Source organism: Sphingobacterium sp. HSC-15S19 (assembly GCF_050433745.1).
GTDB classification, from domain to species: Bacteria; Bacteroidota; Bacteroidia; order Sphingobacteriales; family Sphingobacteriaceae; genus Sphingobacterium; species Sphingobacterium siyangense.
The window spans coordinates 1-21,045 of record NZ_JBNPWQ010000057.1; the positions used below are offsets into that span (position 1 = coordinate 1).

Annotated in this window: 25 protein-coding genes and 1 pseudogene; 10 read left to right on the forward strand and 16 right to left on the reverse strand. The window is 38.9% G+C overall.

From position 1 onward, the window contains the following. Window positions 1–66 precede the first annotated feature (66 nt). The 9 genes from L1283_RS27085 to L1283_RS27125 form a co-directional block, all read right to left on the reverse strand. Entirely contained in the window at window positions 67–339 is a 273-nt protein-coding gene (locus tag L1283_RS27085) for a hypothetical protein (RefSeq protein ID WP_286850949.1), read from the reverse strand. Between the two features lie 283 nt (window positions 340–622). Then, window positions 623–2,188 (reverse strand): ABC transporter permease/substrate-binding protein, encoded by a 1,566-nt coding sequence (locus tag L1283_RS27090; protein ID WP_286850950.1) that lies wholly within the window; start codon window positions 2,186–2,188, stop codon window positions 623–625. Next, window positions 2,185–3,105, reverse strand: a complete 921-nt coding sequence (locus L1283_RS27095) for an ABC transporter ATP-binding protein (RefSeq protein ID WP_286850951.1) — start codon at window positions 3,103–3,105, stop codon at window positions 2,185–2,187. The genes L1283_RS27090 and L1283_RS27095 overlap by 4 nt, the downstream gene beginning before the upstream one ends. Window position 3,106: 1 nt before the next feature. Beyond that, window positions 3,107–4,300 (reverse strand): ergothioneine biosynthesis protein EgtB, encoded by a 1,194-nt coding sequence (egtB, locus tag L1283_RS27100; RefSeq protein ID WP_286850953.1) that lies wholly within the window; start codon window positions 4,298–4,300, stop codon window positions 3,107–3,109. Between the two features lie 12 nt (window positions 4,301–4,312). After that, window positions 4,313–5,314: an L-histidine N(alpha)-methyltransferase gene (locus tag L1283_RS27105; protein ID WP_075992229.1), complete on the reverse strand. Its 1,002-nt coding sequence runs from the start codon at window positions 5,312–5,314 to the stop codon at window positions 4,313–4,315. Window positions 5,315–5,865: 551 nt separating this feature from the next. Continuing rightward, the gene (locus tag L1283_RS27110; protein WP_286850954.1) at window positions 5,866–6,339 is read right to left on the reverse strand and encodes a hypothetical protein; all 474 of its coding nucleotides are present in this window, start codon (window positions 6,337–6,339) and stop codon (window positions 5,866–5,868) included. 16 nt (window positions 6,340–6,355) lie between these two features. Further along, window positions 6,356–6,958 carry a DMP19 family protein gene (locus L1283_RS27115; protein WP_088161267.1) on the reverse strand — a complete coding sequence of 201 codons (603 nt, stop codon included), beginning with the start codon at window positions 6,956–6,958 and terminating at the stop codon, window positions 6,356–6,358. 439 nt (window positions 6,959–7,397) lie between these two features. Further along, window positions 7,398–7,883, reverse strand: coding sequence for a CinA family protein (locus L1283_RS27120; protein WP_088161266.1), 486 nt, complete (start codon window positions 7,881–7,883; stop codon window positions 7,398–7,400). Between the two features lie 79 nt (window positions 7,884–7,962). Further along, the gene (locus L1283_RS27125) at window positions 7,963–8,619 is read right to left on the reverse strand and encodes a response regulator transcription factor (RefSeq protein ID WP_088161265.1); all 657 of its coding nucleotides are present in this window, start codon (window positions 8,617–8,619) and stop codon (window positions 7,963–7,965) included. 384 nt (window positions 8,620–9,003) lie between these two features. On the opposite strand from L1283_RS27125, the gene L1283_RS27130 reads away from it, so the two are divergent. The 9 genes from L1283_RS27130 to L1283_RS27170 all read left to right on the forward strand — a co-directional run bounded on the left by L1283_RS27130 (window position 9,004) and on the right by L1283_RS27170 (window position 13,520). Then, on the forward strand, window positions 9,004–9,318 hold the full coding sequence (locus L1283_RS27130; protein WP_286850956.1) for a hypothetical protein: 315 nt from the start codon (window positions 9,004–9,006) through the stop codon (window positions 9,316–9,318). Window positions 9,319–9,434: 116 nt separating this feature from the next. Continuing rightward, window positions 9,435–9,683, forward strand: a complete 249-nt coding sequence (locus L1283_RS27135; RefSeq protein WP_286850957.1) for a TetR family transcriptional regulator C-terminal domain-containing protein — start codon at window positions 9,435–9,437, stop codon at window positions 9,681–9,683. A 100-nt stretch (window positions 9,684–9,783) separates the two neighbouring features. Then, window positions 9,784–10,218, forward strand: coding sequence for a GNAT family N-acetyltransferase (locus L1283_RS27140; protein WP_075992211.1), 435 nt, complete (start codon window positions 9,784–9,786; stop codon window positions 10,216–10,218). Between the two features lie 52 nt (window positions 10,219–10,270). Then, window positions 10,271–10,723 carry a VOC family protein gene (locus L1283_RS27145; RefSeq protein ID WP_201668679.1) on the forward strand — a complete coding sequence of 151 codons (453 nt, stop codon included), beginning with the start codon at window positions 10,271–10,273 and terminating at the stop codon, window positions 10,721–10,723. 15 nt (window positions 10,724–10,738) lie between these two features. Then, window positions 10,739–10,867: a hypothetical protein gene (locus tag L1283_RS27150; RefSeq protein WP_262507991.1), complete on the forward strand. Its 129-nt coding sequence runs from the start codon at window positions 10,739–10,741 to the stop codon at window positions 10,865–10,867. A gap of 140 nt (window positions 10,868–11,007) precedes the next feature. Then, a complete protein-coding gene (locus L1283_RS27155) occupies window positions 11,008–11,547 on the forward strand; it encodes an alpha/beta hydrolase (protein ID WP_157698429.1) in 540 nt (179 codons plus the stop codon). A 10-nt stretch (window positions 11,548–11,557) separates the two neighbouring features. Beyond that, window positions 11,558–12,088, forward strand: coding sequence for a DinB family protein (locus L1283_RS27160; RefSeq protein ID WP_075992208.1), 531 nt, complete (start codon window positions 11,558–11,560; stop codon window positions 12,086–12,088). Between the two features lie 67 nt (window positions 12,089–12,155). Then, the gene (locus tag L1283_RS27165) at window positions 12,156–12,629 is read left to right on the forward strand and encodes a PaaI family thioesterase (RefSeq protein ID WP_075992207.1); all 474 of its coding nucleotides are present in this window, start codon (window positions 12,156–12,158) and stop codon (window positions 12,627–12,629) included. Window positions 12,630–12,671: 42 nt separating this feature from the next. Beyond that, window positions 12,672–13,520, forward strand: a complete 849-nt coding sequence (locus L1283_RS27170) for an alpha/beta fold hydrolase (protein ID WP_088161256.1) — start codon at window positions 12,672–12,674, stop codon at window positions 13,518–13,520. Here the strand turns inward: L1283_RS27170 and L1283_RS27175 are convergent. Continuing rightward, window positions 13,517–13,690 carry a hypothetical protein gene (locus tag L1283_RS27175; RefSeq protein WP_157626040.1) on the reverse strand — a complete coding sequence of 58 codons (174 nt, stop codon included), beginning with the start codon at window positions 13,688–13,690 and terminating at the stop codon, window positions 13,517–13,519. The two genes, L1283_RS27170 and L1283_RS27175, sit on opposite strands and share 4 nt — an antisense overlap. Before the next feature lie 180 nt (window positions 13,691–13,870). Between L1283_RS27175 and L1283_RS27180 the strand changes: the two genes are divergently transcribed. After that, a complete protein-coding gene (locus L1283_RS27180) occupies window positions 13,871–15,013 on the forward strand; it encodes a TlpA family protein disulfide reductase (protein WP_075992204.1) in 1,143 nt (380 codons plus the stop codon). Window positions 15,014–15,362: 349 nt separating this feature from the next. On the opposite strand, the gene L1283_RS27185 is transcribed toward L1283_RS27180, so the two are convergent. From L1283_RS27185 to L1283_RS27210, 6 genes and pseudogenes are all read right to left on the reverse strand, one after another. Then, window positions 15,363–16,415 carry a DUF5694 domain-containing protein gene (locus L1283_RS27185; RefSeq protein WP_286852100.1) on the reverse strand — a complete coding sequence of 351 codons (1,053 nt, stop codon included), beginning with the start codon at window positions 16,413–16,415 and terminating at the stop codon, window positions 15,363–15,365. Between the two features lie 355 nt (window positions 16,416–16,770). Continuing rightward, entirely contained in the window at window positions 16,771–17,922 is a 1,152-nt protein-coding gene (locus L1283_RS27190; RefSeq protein WP_286736276.1) for an FAD-dependent oxidoreductase, read from the reverse strand. Window positions 17,923–17,957: 35 nt separating this feature from the next. Then, window positions 17,958–18,713: a helix-turn-helix domain-containing protein gene (locus L1283_RS27195; RefSeq protein ID WP_286736274.1), complete on the reverse strand. Its 756-nt coding sequence runs from the start codon at window positions 18,711–18,713 to the stop codon at window positions 17,958–17,960. Between the two features lie 133 nt (window positions 18,714–18,846). Beyond that, window positions 18,847–19,215 carry a nuclear transport factor 2 family protein gene (locus L1283_RS27200; protein WP_075992200.1) on the reverse strand — a complete coding sequence of 123 codons (369 nt, stop codon included), beginning with the start codon at window positions 19,213–19,215 and terminating at the stop codon, window positions 18,847–18,849. Window positions 19,216–19,393: 178 nt separating this feature from the next. Next, window positions 19,394–20,587, reverse strand: coding sequence for an MFS transporter (locus tag L1283_RS27205; RefSeq protein ID WP_075992199.1), 1,194 nt, complete (start codon window positions 20,585–20,587; stop codon window positions 19,394–19,396). A gap of 90 nt (window positions 20,588–20,677) precedes the next feature. Further along, window positions 20,678–20,845 (reverse strand): annotated as a pseudogene (locus L1283_RS27210) (helix-turn-helix domain-containing protein); the annotation flags it as partial. Window positions 20,846–21,045: the final 200 nt, after the last annotated feature.

Here is a 21,045-nt window from a genome sequence, read left to right on the forward strand (position 1 = left end):
CTAAGATACAAATTCTTGCAATAAAAAACAAGCTATTTTAAACCCAAAATACTAATAATCAGTAAATTATAGATGGTTTAAGGAGAGACTAAATACACTTCCCGACAAATAGCACTCGGGAACATTGGCTAATACATAATCAATGTCCAGAATATTAGGACGAGCCGTACTTCCATGCCCACAATACAAACTCCTGATCCAGGTATCTACGTCATCCACCCATATCGCCTTCCAGGTAATATTTTGTGGATCCTGGACATTGACAGGTGAAATTAGGACATTATACCCCATCGCTCGCAGCGCGGTTAATACGACTCGATTTACTTTGACAAATTTCATCTTCGAAAGCTATATACGGTTGTCTTTACTTTGGAACAGAAATACAACCCATATGGTTCAAAAGTCATTAACTTTTTGTGCTTAGCGGCAGATCCTAATAGTACTAAATCTGACTGATCGCTTGCATCGGATCCATTCCCGAATCAAGAGACTCGTGGTGGTTACTCCTTTTTATATATAACTATTAAAACTGTCCTGTATGAGTTTTATGAGGTGTAATCATACAGGAGAAATGCTTCGGAACATCATTTTTTGACTTTCTGATTTAGTTTTTATACCACTTTTAGTAATATTTTTTCAAATCACTAATTCTTTCAATATGAAGTTCTCTGGCCTGAGACCGCCGCATCATTAGCGCATAAGCATTATTAAATCCCAAAGGTTTTAACCACTTGATGCCGTACAGCCTCTGAAACTCATTGTTCACATAATTATAGGTATCGGAAGGACTTTTGGATACGCTTCCTAATACCTGCTGATTTGGTTTTAACAACACCAAAAGGCCTGTTCCGGTGTACTCTACATAGCAATCAATCGCATCGCTCACCAAAGCATCAAAACATATTTTGGTCCCACCCAACCCCGTCTTTGTATCTACTTTATAATCGGTATGGCCTTCGATCAGCATTTTGTATATCGCAGCCAAAATATATTGTTCTGCAAAAATTTTTGAACCTACCTTTATCGTACCGGCGCTCCCAGAACCAGTTGGCTTATAAAGATTGTTGTGCAGCAGAAAGTCCTTTGCAATATGTTCTGGCGTCTGCTTCAAAAAGTCTGCTCTATAATTGAGCTCCGTCATGACCGAATCATTGAACTTATCTGCCAGCAGGTTCATTGTCTCTTCCAGCTTGGGGAATTTCTGAAGGGTTGCCTCTTTGATGATCGGTGAAGCAAAATAAGGTGGGAAAATCTTCTTGTCATCTGCCAGCACAAACAGGTCGTATGCCTTGATCCGCCCATCGGTGGAGTATCCGCTAATGAGATCAAGATCTTTTTCATAAGCGGCTTTATACATAATTGCATCGCTGACAACAAGTGGGTTGACATGAAGACCATAGATACTGCGAAGTCCCAGGTCACCGTCCTGACGTCCCATAAACTCTGGTGTGAAACCTGCCTTGATGCGACTGTCATTGGACCTCATAACCATATAAAGCATACTTAAAATGCACACAGCGGTGAATATGCCCAATATAATATAGGTCTGTCGACTTTTGATATTTACCTGGGAATATTGGATTAGTGCAATGCCTTTGTCCAAGAGGATTGCTAGTAATGCTGCAGGAATAGCACCGGCCAAGATCATGTTTGAATTGTTGAGGGATATACCGCCAAAAATAAATTCACCCAAGCCTCCGGCGGCAACAAATGATGCCAAGGTAGCTACACCAACATTGATCACTGCCGCTGTACGTACGCCTGCGATAATCACTGGCATGGCAAGTGGGAGTTCTACTCTGAGAAGCAGTTGCCAATCGGTCATACCCATCGCTTTGGCTGCCTCCACGATACTGGAACCAACTCCTGTAATGCCGGTAAAGGTATTCCGGATAATGGGTAAGAGTGCGTAGATAAATAGTGCAACAATGGCGGGAATGGCTCCGATACCCAGAACCGGAATAAGAAAACCCAACAATGCAATACTCGGTACAGTTTGCAAAACACCTGCAAAACCTAAAATAATAGCAGCAAATTTTCTCTTTCTCGAGATCAGTACCCCTAGAGGCACTCCGATAAGAATGGCAAATACCAAAGATAAAAATGTAAGCCCGAGATGTTGGCCAATCTGGGTCAATAGCTTGTCCTGTTGTTCGAGCATAAATTGCCAAAAACTTTGCGCCGTCATACCACTTGTTGTTTTCGATAGTTGTTAAATGCGCCCACTAGCGTTTCATAGGCTTGCGCCGTATCTGTATGCATACTCAGAACCTGGGTGGCATGCCATAAATCTGTGCTCAATGTAAATCCATAACGCGAGATAAAAGGATCTATCGCCGTAATCCCTTGTAGTTCTTGTAAGGTAGTCACTTTATACTCCAATAGTAGGCGATTTTCGGCGAAGAAATTGGCTACAAATTCATTTGCAGGTCTATATAACAGTTCTTTTGGCGTTCCAATCTGCACGATTTTCCCCTTGTCCATTAAGCAGATCCGCTGTCCAAGTTCGAAAGCCTCCGACACATCGTGCGTAACGAGGATGATCGTCTTACTGCGTATCTCCTCCAAGGATCTGAATTCTGCGTGGATATCTGCTTTGGTTATATTATCCAGTGCTCCGAAGGGCTCGTCCATTAATAGAATAGGTGAATCGGCGATCAGTGCCCTAGCAATGCCTACGCGCTGTTGTTGCCCTCCACTCAGTTCATGGGGATAACGTTGGAGGATCTCCTCGCCCAAGTTTAATTTGTGAAGTAGCTCCGCAGTACGCAGGCTTATTGTCTTTTTTTCCCATTTCAGCAATTCTGGAACTACAGCAATATTGCGTGCAACGGTATAATGCGGAAAAAGGCCGGCATGCTGCATGACAAAACCAATTTGCCTACGTAAATCATGGATGTCTCTTTCTCTGATATCTTTGCCAGCAATAAAGATCTGGCCTTTATCGGGTTCGATAAGCCTATTGATCATTTTTAGGGTTGTCGTCTTTCCACAACCGCTGGTCCCTAGCAGAACAAGAACTTCGCCTTCCTTGGCCTGAAGGGAAATCTGATCGACTGCAACCTTTCCATTGAAGAATTTTGAAATGGAGACGATATCTATCATATTATCTCGCCAGTCTAATACCTGTAAATTGCCATTGCAGTGCCGTCTGAAAAAAGTTTCGGTACGTTTTGCGGCTATGATCTTTAGGTGTTGCAATAGAGGCTCCGCGCAAGACCATTTGGTTAACCATAAATTTTCCGTTATACTCGCCCACGGCACCAGCTTCCTTTTTAAATCCGGGGTAAGGTAGATATGCAGAATTGGTCCACTCCCAGCGCTGTCCCCAATTGACATAATCTGCCGCGACTTCCCACTCTGCCTCTGTCGGAAGCCGCATTCCCCTCCATGCTGCAAATGCGGAAGCTTCATAAAAGTTGACATGGCAAACTGCATCCTCATGGTCTATTTCCATCAACCCCGCTAAGGAATAATTCATCCATTGACCATCCATCAAATGCCAGTATAAGGGAGCCCGAGCCTGACGCCGTTTTACCCAGTCCCAACCTTCGGCATGCCAATACCTGAAATCAGCGTACCCACCAGCTTCCATGAAAGCCATATATTCCTTATTTGTCACCAAATCACTCGCAATTTCAAAGTCATTCAGATAAACCTTATGTCTGCCTTTCTCATTGTCAAAACAGAAACCCGGACCTTCATATCCGATTTCATAAATCCCAGCATCGAATTTGACATACGCTGATTCAGCTGCAGTATAACTGATAGCGGCTTTTGTACTGCCGTATGCAGGAAAAAGTGGATTGTGCCCAAGTATATATTTGATATCTGTAAGCAGCAATTCTTGATGTTGCTGTTCGTGATTTAATCCTAGAACGAAGATGTCCAGAAGATCATTTGTCAAAAATCCACCATCCACAAACTCAATCATGTACTTGTCCACACATTTGCGGTATCTATAGATATCTGCCACGGACGGTCTGCTCAGATTTCCTCGATCTGTACGAATCACCCTTGCTCCTATTGTTTCATAGTAACTATTAAACACAAAATTATAATCAGTGTCGAATTGTTGGTAGTTTGGCAGATGCGGAAGTAAAATAAATGTTTCGAAAAACCAAGTGGTATGTCCAAGATGCCATTTTGGAGGACTAACATCTCCTATGGGCTGAACCACATAATCCTCGGTTTCCAACGGTTGGCAAATTTCTTCCGAATATGCCCGTATAGCAAGATAGCTATCGATCCATTGTTGTTTTTCAGACATTTCAATAAGCGCAGTTTGTATATTTTTCATAAATAAAACGTATTAGGACACCCTCCATACCGAATCAACAAACCATCCTTTGCTGTCTTCAATATTTGCGATCAGCTGAAATCCTGCTAAGGATGCCATACGCTGTATTTCCTCAGGAGCATATTTCTGAGAAATTTCCATGTCAATCAATTCATTTTCCTTAAAAAATATGGAATCACCCTTAATATGGACGTGTTGATTGGTTAGGCTGACCAAGAAACTGCGGCAGGCTCCAGAAATTGGATCGTAGGACTGATAATGCTGAAAATATTGGGTATCGAAATCAGCTTCAAGTTCACTGTTGATGCGATTCAATAAATTGATATTGAAGGCCGACGTGATTCCGGCTTTATCATTGTAAGCAGAAAGAATGGTGTGTGGATTCTTTTTGAGATCGAAACCGATTATAATCATATCACCGGGGCTTAGTTTACGGCGCACTTCGGCACAAAAAAGCTGGGCTTCGTCCATATCCATATTACCTATATTACCGCCTAAAAATAATACTACTTTTCGCCGTGTGGAAATTTTCATCGCTTGGTCAAGCATTTCAAAGTACTCTCCCTCAAGCGGTACAATGTCTAAATTTGGGATGTCACGATCTAATTTTTCGACTAATAACGAAAGAATATTGCCCGATATATCGATAGGCATATAGGAGTATGAGGTGTGATTTGCGCTGAGATGTTGTAATAGATGACTTGATTTAAGGGCATCACCTGCACCGAGTTCTATCAGGTCGAAATCGGATTCATCAGTAGTGATTAAATCCGCTAGCTCAAAGGTTTTTGTGCGGAATATTTCGAGCTCGCAGTCGGTCAGGTAATATTCGGGCATATGCATGATATCCTGGAAAAGTCGATCGCCAATGGGATCATAAAAATACTTTGAATATAATTTCTTTGGATAAGTATTTAAACCTTCTATCACGTCCTTGTGAAAAATCCCTTCATACTTTTCGATCTCAGGTACAGCACTATTTACCGGTAGAACATTATTTAATTGTAAACTCATAACTCTATGGTTTTTACGGTCTTTTATACAGCAATATAACAGGCAAAATGAGCGAATAGTTTCAGAATAATCCAATCTGTGGAAATAGTCGATCTCTAACGACAAGAGAAGAACATGAGAAGAGTAGAACTTCACGACTACACAGCACAGTCATTGGCTGAAAGAATTCCGTTCTTTAAAAAAATTTTAACAAAGTAACTTTCTGAACCACACTAAAGATTATCTCTCCGACATTTTTAGTTAAAACAACGAAGTCTGCGTCGTATCACTTCCCAATGGTGGCAATCCTTATACAGGATCGGATATTTGGGAAAGGTAATGGCCTGCACGTTTTCCAGATAGTCATAATTGTAATCCAATTGACGGCGCTCGTCCCGCAATTGCGGAAAGGTATTTTTGATAATCTCAATATCGGTATGGAGGCTAATATCCCAGCACCTAATGGTATCCTTTTTTGTTTGGCTTTGATACGAATATACGCAATTTGTACTTTAAATACCGATTGCCCTACGGCAAGAAAATGGCTGCTTATTGGTTCGGACCGGATCTGATTACCGAAGGATCTCGATAGCAAATACTTTCTTTTGGGTCTGTCCATCGCTAATGGTAGCCACTACCCGACCATATGCTAGGGAGAATAGGATATCGATCGGATTTTTGCGCTGAAACCTGGTCTTGGTACGCAGGTAATTGACAATATTTTTTTCATACAGCTTGAGCATACGCTTATCCCAGTTCTCCTCCTTGATAAGATTGAGAAAGATCTGATAGCCTGATCCTGTTTCCAACAAGCTTTCGATCTTATGGGCATCCTGCGGCAACTGCAAGGCTCTTCCCTCCTTTGCCCCCAATTGATGGGCATGCTGATCGGCGGCTTCCTTATCATCATAAGGCGTGAGCAGGAAGCCTGTCTTTTCCTTAACATCGGGCCACTCAAAGCGCTGCAGCACAAAGTCGGCATAGCCCGACTCGACGAGCTCGCGAAACGAACTTTTGGTGACTTGTTCAAAGGGATTGTACAGCATAGGACTAAGATAGGATTTAATCAGTAAACTCTTTCTTGTTCTTTCGGATGTAGTCAACCTGAATTTTCTGCAAGTTTTCAACGTCATTAAGTTTGTAAAATTCCTCGTCAAATTTGTTTAACGGATTATTCTCATAAGATTTACTAAAACCTTCTACCGTACCATCCTGTGCTTCGGTTATTTTCGATTTCTCCTTTTCAAAAGTGCTGTTTGCTCGCTCGGTCAGATCAGCAAATTTAGTAGCGCCAACTAATTTCAACGCTTCTGGCAGCGCAGTAGCAAATTGACCGCTTGAATTAAAATAAAACTGGTTATAACCACCATTATTTACTTCTGCTTCTAATCGGCTGATCATATAAATTGCTTGTCTAGATTTGTTCCAAGACAAGACGATTTCATATTCTTTATCATATGCCGGCGATAACTTACGAAAGAGGTTATCATAGACGACTTCCAATAACATGTCATCCGATGTCGTATCAATAATTTGCTCGGTTAATGGCGTCTGAATTGATGGCTTATTATTATTTTGCTTCGTACGTTCAGAACAGCCAAACAAATTTAAAATCATTATTATAATTCCAATGGTAATAATCGGTGTTCGCATTGATTTTATCATCTTTAAATCTTTTTATTACTCAAATATAATCATTGATTAACCATACTTTTGTGTTTTATGTATCTCGCAAAAGGATGGCTGCTGCTGCGGCTCGGTCTTTTTTCATTTTTATCAAACCAAGGTCTCAAAAGAATTGTCCATCTATTGTCGATCGTTACGTATCAGTTCAGATTGATTGATTTAATTGTATGGTCAGGTTTTTAGGCCTGGCCATTTTAAACGTATTTTCCGGTCCTAAATGGATCTGTCTATAATTTAGTTAAGGGGCTAATCGAAAGATTAGTCCTTTTTTTGAAAAATAATGAACTATTCTATCAGAATTATGTTCTTCACCAGGTTAAGTTAGTTTGTTTTAGTAGTTATAAAGGTCGGGGATTCATGTCACCGGCCTTTTTTATTTTTTGTAAACCACCTACGATAAATTTGAGAGGAAAAATCACTAAAATAGCTTTGCAAGTATATTTTCAAAGGTGACCAAAATATTTTCGCCATATTTCTGCTGTGCTTTTGTACCTAAGAAGTTCTTTTTCAATGCTGTTTTTTCGGAAACGATTATCTGCATTTTATAGGATATTGCAAAATATGCATACAACTTAAAATGTGACTCTTCCACCGGAGTTGCGTAACCGGTAACACCTATACCAAAATCAGCATTGAACAAGTGTGATGCCTGCAGTGCCATATCTTCTGCGATCTGAGACGACACACAATCACTTGCTCTGGCCTCATCCTCATCGATTCCCAATAAATTTACTTTCTCTTCAAGCGTGTAAGCTGTAATCCCACCTTTAAAATTAACTGCAGCATTTTCGATCTGGGACAGCATAAACTGAAGCTGTCCAGCTGTTACACTTTCAGCCGTTGCAACAGTCTTACAATCAAGTAGCCTGCCAATACGTTGAATTACTTCCTTATCAGGTTCCATCTTATACTTATTAATTTAAAAACTATAGCCTTAGCAGACCTTTTATCTACACGGAATCTTAAATCCGTTATTGACCCATTTATTGTAGCAGTTTATTTTCAAAGGCAAACCGCACTAGATCAGCTGTATTTTTTGTTTTTGTTTTATCAATCAGCTGCTGCCGGTGCCCCTCAACTGTTCGTTTGCTCAGAAATATCTGATCTGCTATTTCAGCATTTGTAAAACCACGTGAAATCAGTTCCAAAACCGTTAATTCCCTTTCAGAAATATCGTAGCGATGGAAAATAGCCTCTTTATCGATATAAATAGGACTATTTAGCTGAAAATGATCGAGGAGGGATAGACCTATTTCCATTGAAATATATCTTTTACCCTGTAATATGTTGAATATACCTTGAACAAGTTCGTCATAGTCCGAATTTTTCGATAAAAAGCCAACTGCCCCCGCCCTAAATGCTTCAGCCACGGTATTATTATCCTCGATCATTGATAAAACAGCAACGTCAATTTCAGGATATTTGACCTTCACTTTATGGATTAATGTAATGCCGCTCATCTCTTTCATTTTGAGATCCGTAATTATAAGATCAGGTGTCTCGCTTTTATCTAAGAGTTCTAGCGCCTCTACTCCATCTCCCGCCTCCCCAACAATGGAGAGTTGCTCATGTGACTCCAATATTAGCCTAAAGCCGTTCCTTACCAAGGTGTGATCGTCAACAAGTAATATTTTATACATCGTAGTAGAGAAAATCGTGTGTTATAGGTAATTCAGAACAATTAGCCTGCCATTTTTACATTACTAGAAAATTTTCAATTTATATTTTAAAATTTGTAATAATTACTTATTAACCCCAGTATTATTACCTTCCATGAAATACATAACGCCATTCCATCGTATAAACATCCCCCTATAATTTTTATAAAAAGTATCCCTCTCACTTAAAATTGGATTATGAACTTCCAATACATTAAGATCCTTAACGCTGAAACTTAATATCCGCAGTTAAAGTACTTCATCAGACTATTATAATGATTTCAAGTAGTAAATGACTTATATTGCGTAGTTTATCATTTAACGAAACCGATCCCAAGAAGGTTCACTTTATATATTTATTAAAAGATGAAAAAAAACCAAATTACGCAGGATCGGTATCAAGGTATACTTATCGTTGCATTCGCAATTGTCGCACAACAGGGGCCCGAGAATCTTCCGAACGATGTGCCAGATAATCCTGAAGAGGAATTATCAGAGAATGAATCCGATGAAACTCCAGAAATGCCCGATCAGGATGATTTAGGCATCGATGAAGAACTAGGAAACGAAGAAGAAAATGAATTTCCTGAACTTGACGAACAGGAAGAAGACGAAAGAGAGATTGATGAACTTGAGGAAGCGAACGACGAAGAGTTAGCTAACGATGGAAGAACCATTTAAGATCAAACTGTCTTTTCATGTTATGAAATAACCAACGCGTCAAAGCTATAATAGTCACTAATTATAAAAATGATGATAAAGGATCCAACAAATTATGAAAATGCTGTCCTACCAGAATGGATAAACAACAAAAATATATTAATTACCGGTGGCACAACAGGCATTGGTCGCGCCACCGCAATCAAATCAAACGCGGCATAGATAGAAGTGAAATAAAAGCAGATACCGATCCTACCGAAATTGCTGTAGTGATGATCTCGATGATCGAAGGTGCTTTTATGCAGGCAAAGGTCAACAAGCATATGACAGAGCTTAATATAGCAATGTCCTATTTAGAGAGAATGATCAGGAATCTGAAAGCATAATTTTTTTTTGCTTATGAAAAGACCGATCGGTTTATTTCAATAAATATTATACTAAAAAACGAATAGAATATCATTAAAACTAAATTACCATCTTAAAGTTATGCCAACACAAATCAGGCTCGCAACAACCGGAGATTATCCAGGAATCATGGAAATCTGGGAATCCGCTGTAAGAGCAACTCACGACTTTTTGCTTGAGGAAGATCTTTCCTTCTTTAAACGAGCTATTCCAAAGGATTATCTCCCTAACCTCGAAGTATTTATCCTTATTGAAAATGGGAAATCTATCGGATTTTCATCGGTATCAGAAGGAAACCTCGAAATGCTTTTTATTCACAATGACTACCGTAGCAAAGGATATGGAAAGCATCTATTTCAATTTATGGATGAAACGCAAGGCATTACAAAGGTTGATGTTAATGAGCAAAATTATCAGGCTAGAGGATTTTATGAAAAATTAGGGTTCAGAGAAGCAGGGAGATCCGAAAAAGATGGCTCTGGTAAAGATTATCCGATTATTCATATGCTAAGATGAAATGGTCATAATTATGGCAACACTATAATTATTAATAATAAAATATATAAAAATGATTGAAGGATTATATGAGACACACATTCAAGTAAGCAACTTGGAAAACGCAGTTCAGTTCTATACTCAAATATTGGGACTTGAGTTCGCGCACTATGATGAAACCAGACCGATTGCGTTTCTTTGGATCGGAGAAAATAAAAAGGCCATGCTCGGACTTTGGGAACAACAAGGAGATCTCCATAAAAGACATTTTGCATTCAGCTGTTCCAAAGATTTTATTTTAAATAACGCAAATACTTTTTTAGATAAAAACGGATTAAAAGCCTATAATTTTCTCAAAAATGGAAGCAATGAACCAATGGTTTTTGCCTGGATGCCCGCACTTGCTCTTTATTTTGACGATCCGGACGGAAATCAACTCGAATTTATCCATATTCTAAAAGGTAAATGTCAGCCAGAACTTGGCGTACTTAGCTACAAAGAATGGCAAAAAATCAATTCACTTTAATAGATTAGATACCATATGAATGCAGAAGACGATTATTTGGAAATAAACAGGGAATCTTGGAATACCAGCACAGAAGCTGGCATCCATTCTGATTTTTATGACCTGGATGTCTCAAAAAAGAATCTTGTACATACGGAGCAATAAAATTTTATATTGTCCTTAAATTAAAATAAGCTATTTCTTCAAATTATATGTTTTTCAGGTTAATAATTCTTTATCTGTCATTTCTTCCATTTGCTGTTCATGCTCAAAATAGGTATGTATTTTTTTTGCATAATAAATTTTTGGAAGAAAATCCGTTAAATGCACATCATCCTAAATACGGACCAGCGGCATATACAGCTATTTTAGAAAAACTTCAATCTAAAAATTCTGTCATACTATCTGAAAAAAGAAAGGTCGGCACTAATCCCAAGAAATATGCAAAAAAAATGATTCTTAAAATTGACAGCTTACACAGCGATGGAGTTCCTTATGACCATATTTCAATTGTTGGAACGTCTCAGGGAGGTTATATAGCTCAATATATCTCCTATTATGCCAAAAATCCAGCGTTGAAATTTGTTTTTATTGGCTCAAGCTTTAAAAATGATTCGATGAATAAAGATCAAAAGCTCAGGCTCTACGGGAAGATTTTATCGATTAATGAAAAAACCGATGTTGACGCTGAGTTATTATCAAGGCAACTTAGATTTAAAAATTCTGATTTAAAATCTTTTAAAGAAATTACTCTCAACACAGGTATGGAACACGGTTTTCTATTCAGGGCATTAGACGAGTGGATAATACCTGCCAAAGAATTGATAAGCAGTAATAACCTATAAATTTATAGTAATGAAAGAAGTAAAGCCACAATCATTTGTCAGATGGTTCGATCGACAATTTGATTCAAACACAGGCTCGGAATATTTTGACGAATTTCTAAAACTCCTTGAAGATTTTCCGGCTGTTTTAAATCAAGTGCTGAAAAGTTGTCCTACAGAAGTTTCAACCCGCAAAATGGGAGATAAATGGTCTGTCAATGAGAATATAGGACATTTAATCCTTTTAGAAGATCTATGGCGAATCCGTTTTAGAGATATAATGAAAGGAAAACCGGATATGTCCACTGCCGATTTAAGCAATACAGCAACTGATCAATCTTCTTTCAACAAAATGGTGGTTGAAGAGCTTATTAACGATCTAGTCAGCGAAAGAGAAAAAACAATTGTAATGCTTCAGAAATTGAGTGAAGAAGATTTATTGAAGACAAGTATGCATCCGAGGTTACAACAACCCATGAATATCATTGACCTGATGCATTTTGTTGCAGAGCATGATTTGCACCATTTGCACACCATCAAGTCAATAATAGGAACCATGTAAAACAATATAATTTTTTATTAAAAAAAAGACTGACTGGTTTATTTATATAAATACAATAATTCCGTATATGGCAAAACTATCAATACTAGATTACCTAAATAAATTGATAAAAAGTGAAATTACCGGCGATATGCATACGCATATGCATTACCCGACACCAATATCAAAAACATTGGGCATAAACATTATAGAGGCTGGTTTAGGTACAGCGACCGTTCAGATCAATACTACAAAAGAACTGCACAGTAACCAACAGGGAACCATTCACGGAGGACTGCTTTGCGAATTGGCTGACGCAGCCATCGGAACCGCACATTCGACTCTTATTCAGGAAGGCGAAACTTTTACATCCGTAGAATTGAAAATCAATTTTTACCGGCCAGTTTTCGAGGATATACTTACTGCCAAAGCATCGCCTTTGCATAATGGAAAAAACTTAAATCATTACCGATGCGATATTTTTCGCAGTGATGGCAAAACAGCAGCTATGGTAACGAGTACAGTCATGACTTTAAGAGGTGATAAAGCGAAAGGACGGTAATGCAGTTCTTATTATACAACAACATTATATACAGAAATATTCATGAATAAAACGGTCTTTAAAAGCCCTGAAGCAAAAAACAAAATTATCCGGGCTTACGACGATGCAATAACAAATTCGTCATTGAATTTGAAAGCCAATGTCTTGAAAACAACTTTTGGTGACACCCATTTTTTGGAGGCAGGAAGTCAACACCAAGAAATCGTCATCTTACTGCATGGCGCGTCTTCTAATGCAACGTCATGGTTATCCGACATAGCCGAATATTCAAAACAATATAAAGTCATAGCAATAGACATTATCGGAGAGGCAGGAAAGAGTGCAGAAACCAGACCTTCTTATGAAACAATAGATTTCGCAGAATGGCTAAAAGAGATTTTCGACAGCCTCAATATCAACAAGGCAAATATAGTCGGATTATCGCAAGGAGGATGGTTGTCATTGCGATTTGCAACAAGTTATCCTGAATTAGTTGACCGGCTGATTTTGCTGACGCCTGCAGGAATAATTCCTACCAAAACAACATTTATCATAAAAGCCATCCTCTATTCCCTTTTGGGAACAACTGGACGTATCAGGATCAATAGACTGGTCTTGGGAAGCCAGCGTGTAGATAATAAGATTATTTCATTTATGGATTTAATACAAACCAATTTTAATGCGAGAATAGAAAAAGAATACATTTTTTCAGATGACGAACTCAGTCGTTTGACTATGCCAGTGTTATTCATCGGCGGAGAGCAGGATGTAATACGCTCTACCCAGAAAATTGCCAGGAGATTGCAAAATATTGTGACAGACTTTACCATAATAGTCATCCCGGAAATGGGACATGTCTTGACTGGATTGGTACCACGAATATTCCCTTTTTTAAACAAAACAAAACACTAATTAATTGCACTACTCTGATGAATACGCAAATAAACTAAAGTCATCTCAAGATTCCATTTGATAACCTGGAAATCTATATCCTTTCCGATGGATTTCGCTATCCATCGAATGGGCGGAAACTGTTGATAAAACCAACGATTGGATCGTTGAGCCATCTGTTGTTCTTTCATTTCCATTATTCCTCAGAGGAAAAATACCTTAAAGAATTGGATACAAATCAACAAGGTATACTTAATGCTTTCCTTACGATTGCAAATTCTTTAGAAGAATCTGGATAGATACATTAAAAAGAGCACTTATTATCACTATTTTTCATATTTTGTCTTTAACTTCAATTTAAACAAGAAATTATGACCAAGTTCCTATTCGTTCTCATTTTCACCTTTTTGGCAATCAGCAATAATTATGGCCAAAACATTCGTTTAAAATTTAAAGTCTATGCGGATACCTTACCAGCATATAGTTACGTATTAATTAATAATGATGTCTTTAAAACGGAAGTTAAAAGTGGAACTTGCGAGTTTGTAATAAACAAGATTCTTGATAAAGGTCATTTCAATTTTGCGCAACTAGCCCTATCAGACAGTGTATTCACAAACCGAGAGGATTTCTCCAGTTTTTTCCGTAGACACCAGATTTTCCCACCAAACTTCTTGTATTCTTTTATTATTGATTCCAATGATCTAACGATGGATATAAATATAAACACACATCAATTAAAAGTATATGGAAGCGATTTGAACAAACAATTTACTGAATTTGAAACCACAGCAAAAACGCTCGATTTAACCAATATTCCAGTTTTAGAGGAACAGATTAAGGGTGATAACAATAGAATGACCGAATTCCTGAAAATTTTTACAAAATATTCGGCAAATAAGCTCAGCGAAGAGCATCTCACATTTCTATTGGAATACCCTAGCTTATCTTTTTACAATTCTAGTACTGTATTCCAACATAAAGATTCGATTTATCAGCTCATTCAGCTGCTGAAGAAAGAAAACTCTCCATATTTTGACAGTGAACGGGTTTTAAAAAAATATCAGGATATGGTTACATTATATAAACCAAAAGAAAATGTACCTGTCCCCAATTTTACCATAATAAACTCGCGTGGAGAAAAAAAATATATCAGGGAACTTTACGATAGTACTGAATACCTAGTTATTGATTTTTGGGGTACATGGTGCGGCCCCTGTATAGCTCAGCACCCTGAGCTACAGCGCATCGTGAATGAATATAAGGATAATGGAAAATTTAAATTTTTAGGCATAGCTGTTAATGACAAATTTACAACATGGAAGCAGTATTTGGAAAAACATCCTTATACCTATGAAAACTACATTTTTGAGAACAGAGATTACCCCAACCTTCAAAAGGAATTGGGTATATATTCATTTCCACGCTATGTCATCGTTAATACAAAGGAAAACAGGGTTGTCCGATCCAATTTTAAAATTGATCAACTTCGTGACATATTAAATACGTTGTAACTATACTATGGTATCCGCCTGACGAACTATAGGTCAGTTGGTTTCTTGAAGTTGTGCACGTGAAGGTCTTTTATATTTTTAAGGTCTCTTGATGATATTTGCTTTCATATCTTCATGCTTTTATAAGTTTTCATTAACACAAATATCGATTGTAGTACTAAGATCTATTCCCTAAAACTAATAAAATAACACACTCTCCTTATCCGGCCCTTCACTGCGCGATGCTCGAAGAGTCCGCTCATGAGAGTTCTTGCGGATTAAAGAGAATACAAATTAAAATGGCGCTGCTTAAATATGGTGCTGCTCTCGTCGATTTCCTTTTCGCTATACCAGCCTATTCTTTTTTCTACTAGTCAACTTCATTGATGTTGCTCACTTTTACAGCAGGCATCGTCTTGAAAATGTCCTGCATGTACTTTCGATGATTGGCCCCAGCTAGGACTACAACTCTTTTCGCCCCTACTACCTTAGCCCTGTTGACAACATTATGGCACATGCCCTCATTTCTCATAATCCACCAATGTATTTTTGACAGCATTTCTTCTTTGGGAAATCCATTCATATTATATAGAACAGGCAAGTAAAAATCTCCCGAGGCGGAAATCTCCGCGGCCTCATCCGTATTCAACCATTCCGTTACCCTATTTGAAGACTCTTCGACATGAGCATATTTCTCAAAACCCTTGTTAATAGCTATCAAGGCTGATTTTAACTGATTTTTAGAGGAATCGGCCATATCTTTCCTGAACAAGACAAATTTCGCGTCAAATGCTCCCCACGATGCTTGCCAATTCAGATCATAGTCCTGGCAATCCATAGCCATCAGTTCCTCGATGCCTAGCTCCTGCATCATCGGGAAGGCGATATAGGCATACTCAGAAGTTTTTAGCCTTCTCATACTTCGTCCAGTGGTATCTGCCGCAGGGCTAAGCAATTTTTCGATATCATGTTCTATTTCAGCATTAGGTTGATGCCGCAGGAAATTATAAACTTGCCAAAATTGATAATGCCCATTTGCCACATCTTGATCAAGATAATAGGCATGCGCTAAATCGACTTTTACACGATAATCATTGGGTTGCTGATTGGATCGTTTCTTCAAGCTGTCAATAGTATGCTGCAGTAATACCTCTTTTATAGGTCGATTGCTCTTAAGTTTGTTTAGCCGGTTTATATTCGGTTGTTTGCACCAATAATCCATCAGCAACCGCTCGTCTTCGCTACTCAGGAACTCGCCAAAAAAGGCGTCAGGCTTAAATTTTCTAATTTTATGATGGATGCTGGAAAAATCCTGGGTAGGATATTTACTATAATCATGGGAAACACCGATTAATAAAACCTCAATATCCTGTGCTTTTGCGTTGATCGAGATTAAGAAAAATAAATAAAAGATATACTTCATATTTTGTGCCTTCTTGTTTCGTTATTGGATGTTTCCTTATTCAGCTACACACTTGGCATTACGGTTTACAAATTAGCTTACAAGCACTTATGCCATCTACAGAATTAAAAATACAAATAAATACGTATAGTTTAACCGCATCGGCCTATAATCCTTTTTTACCCGCTAACCAGTAGCCGTGTAAAAAAACATGCCATTGGTTTTTTGTTTAATGACTTTTCTAAGCAGCTGAGCCGATTTGGCGTTACCCGTCAACACGAAGTTAGCTTCTTGCCAATCCGGGGTATTGACCATTAGGAACTTGCTTATCCACTGGATTAATCGTGGTTTTTGTTACGAAATGGCAGAGCGATGTTTACCTCCGCTCGGTAAACATCGCTAGCAAATTATCAAGTCCGTCTTCAGCGTGCAATATTTCAGTGTTTTGCAACGTATCTTTTGTTATTGCTGCCGCCCTTGCCTGCATTTGTCTTTCGTAATTTGAAATTGCAGTCTGAATATCCGGAAAATGGTCGCATGTCAGATTCTCGGCCAATTCAAAAGCATCCTGCATCGCCTGGTTTACACCCTCACCGGCATATGGCGGCATACGATGAGCTGCGTCACCAAGCATGGTCAAGTTTGATAATGTTGTCCAAGTCTGGTCTAACGGAAAGTGGTATTGTGGTCGCGGCATAAACCACATTTCATTACTTGCAAAAAGTTCATGCCATTTTTCGCTCCAGTAGGAGAACGCGACTTTAAACCAATCAAAAACCTGTTGCTTGTTATTAAAGTCAATGCCACTTTCCTGCGTCCAATTTTCGGGAACTTTACAACCGGTATAAAACGATAAACTGCCCTCTCCTTTTGCACTTAAAATAATGGATTGTCCGTTTCCAAGCGCAAAGACTTTTCCGCCTTTTGTTATTTCCCAAAGTTTCGGTGTGTTTTTTTCGGCCTCGTAGATATTTCCTTCAACAATTGTAACGCCAGAATAAATCGGCTTAATATCGGTTAGGTAAGGGCGAATTTTTGAGTTTGCACCGTCGGCTGCAATGACAAGGTCAGCGTAAAAAGATTTTCCGTTTTTGAAATGCAGCAGCCAGCCATGATCCTGTTTTACCATTGAAATAAACTGACTGTCCCAAACAATGGTATCTTCATGCAGTGCGTTTATTAAAATATCACGCAAAGGGGCACGATCAATTTCAGGGCGATCTTCCTGATCCTTATCTTGAAGCTCGTGCTCATCCATTTTGATAATGGCCTGCTCGTCCAACACCCTTAAACGTCCCGCGTCGGGTCGAAAACTAGCTTTAAATTCGTTCATCAAATTTGCTCTTCGAAGAGCTTCCAAACCACTTTCTTCGTGCAGATCCAGTGTGGCTCCCTGCTGGCGAACTTCTTTATTGCTATCACGTTCATATACGGTTACATTTACTCCTTTTAATTGTAAGAGTTTGGCTAATGTGAGTCCGCCAGGACCACCGCCAACAATTGCAACTTTCTTGTCTTGTAATTTCATATCCAGTAAAATTTATTTTTTTTGACTGAACAAAATTACGTGGGCCTGAGCGTTGAAAATTGTATAAAACGCTCATTTTGGTTCTTCAACAGTTCTTTTGGTGAAACACCAGCAAGTTTCTTGACTTCTTTAATAAAATGGGATTGATCGGCAAAGTTTTGTTGTGGAAACAATTTGCCTTCTTTGATATGCTGAAAGGAAGCACGGAAGCGGATAATATTGCAATATGCTTTTGCCGTAAGTCCAAACTGCTGATCGAAATAACGGTTGATTTGTTGCCGACTCCAAAACGATTGCGCGGCAAGTTCTTTAATTGTAATCGCCCCGTTTGATGCATAAATGAGGTCGAACAGTGTCCGTTTCCTGTTGTCAACTTCAAGCGGCAAAAGCGACTGTATTTTATTTGTCGCTTTCGCACAGAACGAATCAAAGTTATTCAGGTCGTCGGCACTAAAGTTCCAAAAATTGGGAGGCAAGAGAGTTGCCCTATCCACCAAGTTGACGATGTTGGTCTGAAAAACAGATTGGACTGCAAGCGGGTTAAAACTGACGGCGTAAGTCTGTCGCAAAGGCGCAATGATAGCCTTCCCCGGCTGAGTTTGGATACCCAAAAGCGTCACGTGGAAAGACTCTGTTGCAGATTGCGTGAAAAATAGATCAACTCTTCCGTCTGGCAATACTACAACCTCTCTATTACAATCCGATTGGTTTTGTAAAAGCCAAAAGCTTTCAACAAAATCCGCTAACGACTTGTCAGGTTTTATTGCTTGGTATTTTAATTCATTTTCCATTGTTTTAGTCCGTTTATAAGCCATAACCTTCCTCTCAAAATTTATTACGGCACATCAGGTTAAAAGTCCCACACCTCCAATCAAAATTAAGGATTATTATATAATCAAATATGAAATAGATCAAACACTAAGCCTATTCGGATGAGGGTAGCGGCAATCCTTGTTTTTCAATGACAAATGCTTTAAGCTCTGCCATTTTTCCATCTTCGAATCGCCAAATGTCGCAATAATCGAAATGATCATATTTTCCGTCCTTATTTCTCAACCGAATTTCTCCGGTCACCATAACAAAATCACCTTCCTCAATAGATTTTTCCACATCAAAAACCGGCGGTTCCTGATAGAACTCTTTCAAATAAGCGCGAACTTCTTCTTTCCCATGGAGAATACGCTCACCTATAAAAACCCATTTCGTCTCTGCAGTACAATAAGCTAAGAAGCTTTCATAATCTCCTTTGGCAATAAATTCATTGGCTGTGTGTAAAATCGTTATATTTTTCATTTTCAGCTAGTTGTTTTGAATCATCAATTTTTGTCGGTCCACACGTTTTAAATGTTATAGTGATCAGTATGATACGCCGCTACGTTCATAAAACCACTCAGGGGAACAAGTTGTTTTAAACGATGAAATAAGATATATTCAATGCTATGACGAACTACAGAGATCAGCATTTAAGTAACTACTTCTCTTTCCTAAAAACAAATATCGCGCAAATCGCTGCCAGTAAAAGGCACCCGCCGAACACCTGGAATGCGCTTTCCAGACCGATATTGATAATCAGGCTCAGTAAAAGGCTCCCAAGGCCATAACCCGAGAAAAGAAAGAATGCAAAAAGTCCTGTCGCCGCTCCTTTTTGCGCACTGAATGTGGTGACAATAGCAGCAAACAAAGGATGCGAGAGGTCAAATCCGAGTGAAAGTAAAGCCACTAAAACACAGGATGCTGCAAGATTTAGATTTTGGCTGAGCAGCAATACGGTAAGTGCCCCCAAAAATAAACCTAAAGGTATTATTCTCTGTCTTCCATAGTGGTCCGCAAGCTTTCCGAGTAGTGGACCTAATAATAGGCCCGGAATACCATACCCCAACAAGGCTAGCCCAATCTGTAATTCGTCGAGGCCATAGTTTCTATAGAAAAAATAAGCCAGCCAGGCAAAAATACCACCATGGAACATCCCGTTAAACAAAACATAGAAATAGGTATGCCTAGCTCTTCCGCTCGACAGGATATTACAGAAGACGAGGAAAATGTTCTCCTTAACTCCACGGATCATCTCATTTGCTTTAAATATGTCCTTTTGATACATGACAATCAGCAACAAAATAAGCAGCGCGATGCTCGCGACGCCAATAAAAAGCCATTGCCAACCGACTAGCGATGTGATCAAAGCGCCTGCGCTGGATCCGAAAGCTGTGCCACCTGCCATGTTACCAAAGAATATCCCAAGCGCGTGCCCCCGTTTTTCGTACGGGTACCGATCGCTGATCCAGCTAATGGTTGTGGGGGCAATACCGGCGGCACCGATGCCGGTCAGCAAACGAAGGAAAATCATCTGGTTAATTCCATGGGCGTAAGCGGTCAGTAATGTCAATACAGAAAAGATGACTAGGCACAGCGTAATTATCCGGAACCTGCCAAAGCGATCACTTAGAGGCGCATATACCAATGTAAACAATCCATAGCCGAGCAGGTAAGATGGTTCAATAAAACTCACATGCCGGGTAGTCGTACCAAACTGTTCGGATAGCAGTGGAAGCAATGGCGCGACCATGAATCCCTGAAAAAAAACAATGAAAGTTGCCAAAGAAAGAATATAAACCGGGAACATAGATACGTCTGTGGCCGTTCTGTCATTTGTAATTAATTTGTACATTTCTATTATTTGTTAAATGATACAAATTTCAAGAATGTTCGCCGCAGAAGACTTATACGGATTGAGGCGATAATTGGACTTTTTATCGATTTAAATAGTAAGTGGACTTTTCATAAGTTGCAAAGCGTCTTGACGGTATGCTGTAGGAGTTAGACCCGTCATCTTTTTAAAAAACCGGTTAAAATAATTTGCTTCATTAAATTGTAATAGATCAGCTATTTCTGACACCTGCAGATCGGTGTGTGTTAAATGGATATAATGTTGAAGTTGACCCCTCCGCTGGACATACTGACCCCTCTAACAAGGCTTTTTTCAGTCCAACTGATGACCTGACAATATTACTTCTTTTTTCTTAGACTTTCGCCTTTATTATGGAAAGCTTTCCATAAGAATGGCTATGACAACAATATGGATATGTAAAGTCCATTGAAAGGTACATTGATTCACAGAGCATTGCG

Excerpts from the sequence above, each read along its gene's own strand:
- L1283_RS27085 (WP_286850949.1), bottom strand. The coding sequence starts at position 339 with ATGAAATTTGTCAAAGTAAATCGAGTCGTATTAACCGCGCTGCGAGCG.
- L1283_RS27090 (WP_286850950.1), bottom strand. The coding sequence starts at position 2,188 with ATGACGGCGCAAAGTTTTTGGCAATTTATGCTCGAACAACAGGACAAG.
- L1283_RS27095 (WP_286850951.1), bottom strand. The coding sequence starts at position 3,105 with ATGATAGATATCGTCTCCATTTCAAAATTCTTCAATGGAAAGGTTGCA.
- egtB (WP_286850953.1), bottom strand. The coding sequence starts at position 4,300 with ATGAAAAATATACAAACTGCGCTTATTGAAATGTCTGAAAAACAACAA.
- L1283_RS27105 (WP_075992229.1), bottom strand. The coding sequence starts at position 5,314 with ATGAGTTTACAATTAAATAATGTTCTACCGGTAAATAGTGCTGTACCT.
- L1283_RS27110 (WP_286850954.1), bottom strand. The coding sequence starts at position 6,339 with ATGCTGTACAATCCCTTTGAACAAGTCACCAAAAGTTCGTTTCGCGAG.
- L1283_RS27115 (WP_088161267.1), bottom strand. The coding sequence starts at position 6,958 with ATGATAAAATCAATGCGAACACCGATTATTACCATTGGAATTATAATA.
- L1283_RS27120 (WP_088161266.1), bottom strand. The coding sequence starts at position 7,883 with ATGGAACCTGATAAGGAAGTAATTCAACGTATTGGCAGGCTACTTGAT.
- L1283_RS27125 (WP_088161265.1), bottom strand. The coding sequence starts at position 8,619 with ATGTATAAAATATTACTTGTTGACGATCACACCTTGGTAAGGAACGGC.
- L1283_RS27130 (WP_286850956.1), top strand. The coding sequence starts at position 9,004 with ATGAAAAAAAACCAAATTACGCAGGATCGGTATCAAGGTATACTTATC.
- L1283_RS27135 (WP_286850957.1), top strand. The coding sequence starts at position 9,435 with ATGGATAAACAACAAAAATATATTAATTACCGGTGGCACAACAGGCAT.
- L1283_RS27140 (WP_075992211.1), top strand. The coding sequence starts at position 9,784 with ATGCCAACACAAATCAGGCTCGCAACAACCGGAGATTATCCAGGAATC.
- L1283_RS27145 (WP_201668679.1), top strand. The coding sequence starts at position 10,271 with ATGATTGAAGGATTATATGAGACACACATTCAAGTAAGCAACTTGGAA.
- L1283_RS27150 (WP_262507991.1), top strand. The coding sequence starts at position 10,739 with ATGAATGCAGAAGACGATTATTTGGAAATAAACAGGGAATCTTGGAAT.
- L1283_RS27160 (WP_075992208.1), top strand. The coding sequence starts at position 11,558 with ATGAAAGAAGTAAAGCCACAATCATTTGTCAGATGGTTCGATCGACAA.
- L1283_RS27165 (WP_075992207.1), top strand. The coding sequence starts at position 12,156 with ATGGCAAAACTATCAATACTAGATTACCTAAATAAATTGATAAAAAGT.
- L1283_RS27170 (WP_088161256.1), top strand. The coding sequence starts at position 12,672 with ATGAATAAAACGGTCTTTAAAAGCCCTGAAGCAAAAAACAAAATTATC.
- L1283_RS27175 (WP_157626040.1), bottom strand. The coding sequence starts at position 13,690 with ATGAAAGAACAACAGATGGCTCAACGATCCAATCGTTGGTTTTATCAA.
- L1283_RS27180 (WP_075992204.1), top strand. The coding sequence starts at position 13,871 with ATGACCAAGTTCCTATTCGTTCTCATTTTCACCTTTTTGGCAATCAGC.
- L1283_RS27185 (WP_286852100.1), bottom strand. The coding sequence starts at position 16,415 with ATGAAGTATATCTTTTATTTATTTTTCTTAATCTCGATCAACGCAAAA.
- L1283_RS27190 (WP_286736276.1), bottom strand. The coding sequence starts at position 17,922 with ATGAAATTACAAGACAAGAAAGTTGCAATTGTTGGCGGTGGTCCTGGC.
- L1283_RS27195 (WP_286736274.1), bottom strand. The coding sequence starts at position 18,713 with ATGGAAAATGAATTAAAATACCAAGCAATAAAACCTGACAAGTCGTTA.
- L1283_RS27200 (WP_075992200.1), bottom strand. The coding sequence starts at position 19,215 with ATGAAAAATATAACGATTTTACACACAGCCAATGAATTTATTGCCAAA.
- L1283_RS27205 (WP_075992199.1), bottom strand. The coding sequence starts at position 20,587 with ATGTACAAATTAATTACAAATGACAGAACGGCCACAGACGTATCTATG.